Here is a 3,867-nt window from a genome sequence, read left to right on the forward strand (position 1 = left end):
ATGATCGATGGAGTTGTACGTGCGCCTTCAGCGTTTTCGATTACTTTTACTTTATCGCCTTCAAGTACAGCAACACATGAGTTGGTAGTACCTAAGTCAATACCAATAATTTTCGCCATTTGGTGTGTTCCTCTAAAATTTTGTTGCAATGTTTTGCTTGTTATTCGATATGAGAGTCAATCGGTTTTTTTCAAGCATTTTTATGAAAAAAAATCAAAAAACTCTCAAATTTCTGCATTTTTGAGCAAAAAACGCTTGCTCACACGCATTATTGACCTACCATCACCATCGCAGGACGAAGTAAACGTCCATTCAGGGTATAGCCTTTCTGCAACACCGTACCAATCTCATTGGCCTTGGCATCTGGATCGATACCTACCGCTTGGTGTAAGTCGGCATTGAAGCCATTTTGGGTATTTGCCTTAACCACGCCAAATTTTTCCAGTGTGGTCAAAAGCGATTTCAGGGTCAATTTCACGCCTTCGAGTACAGGTGTCTGTTCTTCACCAGCCGCCTGAATCGCACGTTCAAGGTTGTCGACAGAATCCAACAACTCTTTTGCAAACTTTTCCAGCACCGTATCTTTGTGCTTTTCCGATTCACGCTGGATACGCTCCACACTTTTTTGTGCCTCATACACAGCATTTGCGGTACGCACCTTTTCAAGTTTCAGGCTTTCTTCAAGCTTGCTAATCTGAGCCTGTAAATCTTCAACGCTAAGCTCGTTTGCCTGCTCTACACTTTCAGCTTGAGTTTGTTCAGTTTGTTGCTCATTTTGAATGTCTTGAGCTTGCTCATTGTGCTCATTAGCCATTGATGATCTCCGTTTAAAAAAGTTCTCAAACATGTACAGCCCTTTTGGCATAAGTGCTCATCGGGTTAAACCTGAACTGCCACATATTGGTCATTCATAGATACGGATGAGGTATGGGCAACACGACAAAATTCAAGCGTTCAGGTTCATTTAAATCTTTTAATTATGCTGATTTAAGTAAAAATTTAAGTTTTCGATGACAAAAGCAATAAATTCTTGTGTGATTTTCGGTAAATGTTGCCTTGATGATAGACTAACGACGAGGTTAGGTGCAGAAAAATCTGTAAATACTTGTTGCAAACGTTGTTGTGCAATATCCTGTCGCACCAGCAGGATGGGCAGCATGGCAACGCCCTGCGCCTTGAAGCAGATCTGATAAAGTGCAATCACATCATTGCTTTTGAACGTAACATTTAATGGATAGTTTTGCGGTTGCTGATCTGTATCAAACAGGGTCCAGTACTGGTTATAGGTATGATGGGCAAGGCAGACAAAGACCTGAATGGCTTTTAAGGTATCCGTGTTTATTATGATTGTTGTAAGATGTGCAACATTTATCTTAATCCAGGGTTTTTATTCAGCAATAATTGCAATTTAAAGTGTTTCCTATTAGAGGAGACAAACAAATCAATACTAAGCCTTGATAGGCAAAACCGCAATGATGTTGCCCTACAGACAAAAAGTTTGTATTCGATGTTATTGAGGGGAAATATATGAAGCAAATCACTTTTATTGACATAAAAAGCAGGTATAGATAAGCAAAATGGTTAATGACTTTTTCAGATATGACCTTTAGTTTACAAGATATTTTTTAAATGCTTGATCTTGATCTATGACTTTATTCAGGCATATAGTCAAAGAGGACAAGAACAATGGACAGAGCGGAACAGGGGAAAAACGTGTCAGCATTACCTCAGAAAATTCAAACACTTTTAGATAAAAGACAAGGTCCTGCTGCACGAGCACTTGATAAGCTGCCCAAGATTGTACAAGAGTCGATAGCCAGGATTTTAGGATACCCTTACCAATATCCAGACCTGGACGCATTTACCAAATGTATTGTGGCCGCTCAGATCAAGCAGGGACGTATAGGCTTTATTGGTGATGATCCGATTGAATCAAGACGACAGTTCGATGCACAAATGCTTGCGATCCTAAATAAACCAACCTCTATTGAATCTGTTGAAGATATCCGCCTACCTTTACAAAGCGGAACCGTATTTGCGAGACACTACCATCCCGCTCCCAATAGAAAACTCCCAATGATTGTCTACTATCATGGAGGTGGGTTTGTGGTGGGTGGCTTGGATACCCATGATGAAGTCTGTCGCCTTATTGCCAAGTATGCAAAAGTACAGGTGCTCAGTATTGACTATCCCCTTGCCCCTGAGGCATCACCACAACAATTGATTCAATCCTGTGAGGACGCCTTGGCGTGGGCTTACCAGAACCGCCGTCAACTTAAAATTTATAAAAACCGTATTGCTGTGGCGGGCGACAGCGCAGGGGGTAATATCAGTACCGTCGTTGCACAGCACGCTGCTGGAAAATCCTATGCACCACAGGCACAATTACTCATCTATCCTACGGTTGACTTCAAAAGTCGTCACCCATCTTTCTATGCCTATGGTCAGGGCTTGGTCCTTACCAGTAAGGATGTCGATTACGTGACCGAATACTATGCAACCCAGCACAATGTTGCTTTGGATAATCCCCTTGTTTCTCCCACCTATGGCAATCTTAAAAAACTGGCGCCTGCCTATGTCCTTACTGCTGGACATGACTTGCTGCATGATGAAGGTGAGATTTATAGCCACAAACTCAGACAGAATGGCGTCAAGGTCCAGTATGTGGACTACCCAGACCAGAGTCATGGCTTTATCAATATCACGCCAATTTCCAGCAAGGCAAAACGTAACACCATCGAGATTGCGAAAAATTTCAGGAAGTTTTGGGACAAGCATAGTTAATTCAAGTATGAACCTATGTTCCACGTGGAACATGGGTGTTTTATTGTAGACAACAAATAAAAATAGCAAAAATGGATTTGCAAAACATAAGATGATGGGCTACAACAAATCTATTTTACAGGTCGAGAAAAGCAATTATGAAAAAGCTGTTCATTGCAACAAGTCTAATTCTGGCAAGTGGTTCTTTATTTGCAAATACGCTGGTCGATATGAAAACCAGTATGGGGACGATTGAAATAGAACTATATGATGATCAGGCACCTATATCAGCAAAGAACTTTGAAAATTATGTGAAGAGTAACTTCTATTCAGGAACAATTTTTCATCGCGTTATTCCAGGTTTCATGATTCAGGGTGGCGGCATGGATGTAAACATGATTGAGAAGACCACAAAGGCCCCTATTGTAAATGAAGCGATTAATGGCCTGAAAAATAATCGTGGTACTTTGGCAATGGCACGTACCAGTGATCCCAATTCTGCAACAAGCCAGTTCTTTATTAATGTCGCTGACAATAACTTCCTCAACCGTTCAACGATGGATGCAGGTTATGCGGTATTTGGTAAAGTCACCAAGGGAATGGACATTGTCGATAAAATTGTAAAAGTACCTACTGGAAACTATGGAATGCACCAGAATGTACCAAAACAACCAATTAAAATTATCAGTGTTCAGATAAAACACAAAAAGTAAAAAGCAAAGCAGAAATATAAATAAAATATTTCTGCTTTATTTTCATATAAATGAAATAAAATAGCGGTAAATATAAACATTTTTATGAGTAAAAAAACAACACTCAATAAAACAGTGCTTTGAAAACACTTGCGCACCAAAAAAAATCTCCTATAATGCATACATCCCAACGCAATGAAGCAAAAGAACTTAGCTTTAACGGTTAAGTTGCTAGATATTCATTGCGTTTACTTATCGCTGACGAAGCGGTGAGAAGATCATTAAGAGAATAGAAGAACAACTTGTGTGGATTTTTACTGATTGATTGATCGATATATTATCATTGATTGAATGGTAGAAATTTCTCGAAGTTTATTTGAGCGAATTTTTAGTCAGAAAATTGATGAGCCAA

4 protein-coding genes and 1 pseudogene are annotated in these 3,867 nt (G+C 39.8%); 2 read left to right on the top strand and 3 right to left on the bottom strand.

The features are described from left to right. From B4H32_RS12845 to B4H32_RS08825, 3 genes and pseudogenes are all read right to left on the bottom strand, one after another. Positions 1-119, bottom strand: a 119-nt coding sequence (locus tag B4H32_RS12845) for an Hsp70 family protein (RefSeq protein ID WP_414630960.1), incomplete at its 3' end; no start/stop codon positions are given. A 149-nt stretch (positions 120-268) separates the two neighbouring features. Then, a complete protein-coding gene (gene grpE, locus B4H32_RS08820) occupies positions 269-814 on the bottom strand; it encodes a nucleotide exchange factor GrpE (RefSeq protein WP_004683857.1) in 546 nt (181 codons plus the stop codon). Between the two features lie 159 nt (positions 815-973). After that, positions 974-1,303 (bottom strand): annotated as a pseudogene (locus B4H32_RS08825) (LysR substrate-binding domain-containing protein); the annotation flags it as partial. A gap of 410 nt (positions 1,304-1,713) precedes the next feature. Here B4H32_RS08825 and B4H32_RS08830 point away from each other — a divergent pair. Further along, a complete protein-coding gene (locus B4H32_RS08830; RefSeq protein WP_010589408.1) occupies positions 1,714-2,784 on the top strand; it encodes an alpha/beta hydrolase in 1,071 nt (356 codons plus the stop codon). Positions 2,785-2,921: 137 nt separating this feature from the next. Then, positions 2,922-3,476, top strand: coding sequence for a peptidylprolyl isomerase (locus tag B4H32_RS08835; protein WP_004756834.1), 555 nt, complete (start codon positions 2,922-2,924; stop codon positions 3,474-3,476). The last annotated feature ends 391 nt before the right edge of the window (positions 3,477-3,867 follow it).

Origin of the sequence: Acinetobacter sp. UBA2063, assembly GCF_002333245.1 — a bacterium.
Taxonomy (GTDB): Bacteria; Pseudomonadota; Gammaproteobacteria; order Pseudomonadales; family Moraxellaceae; genus Acinetobacter; species Acinetobacter parvus.

Bases quoted from the DNA above. Each gene is read 5' to 3' on its own strand.
- grpE (WP_004683857.1), bottom strand. From the start codon at position 814: ATGGCTAATGAGCACAATGAGCAAGCTCAAGACATTCAAAATGAGCAA.
- B4H32_RS08835 (WP_004756834.1), top strand. From the start codon at position 2,922: ATGAAAAAGCTGTTCATTGCAACAAGTCTAATTCTGGCAAGTGGTTCT.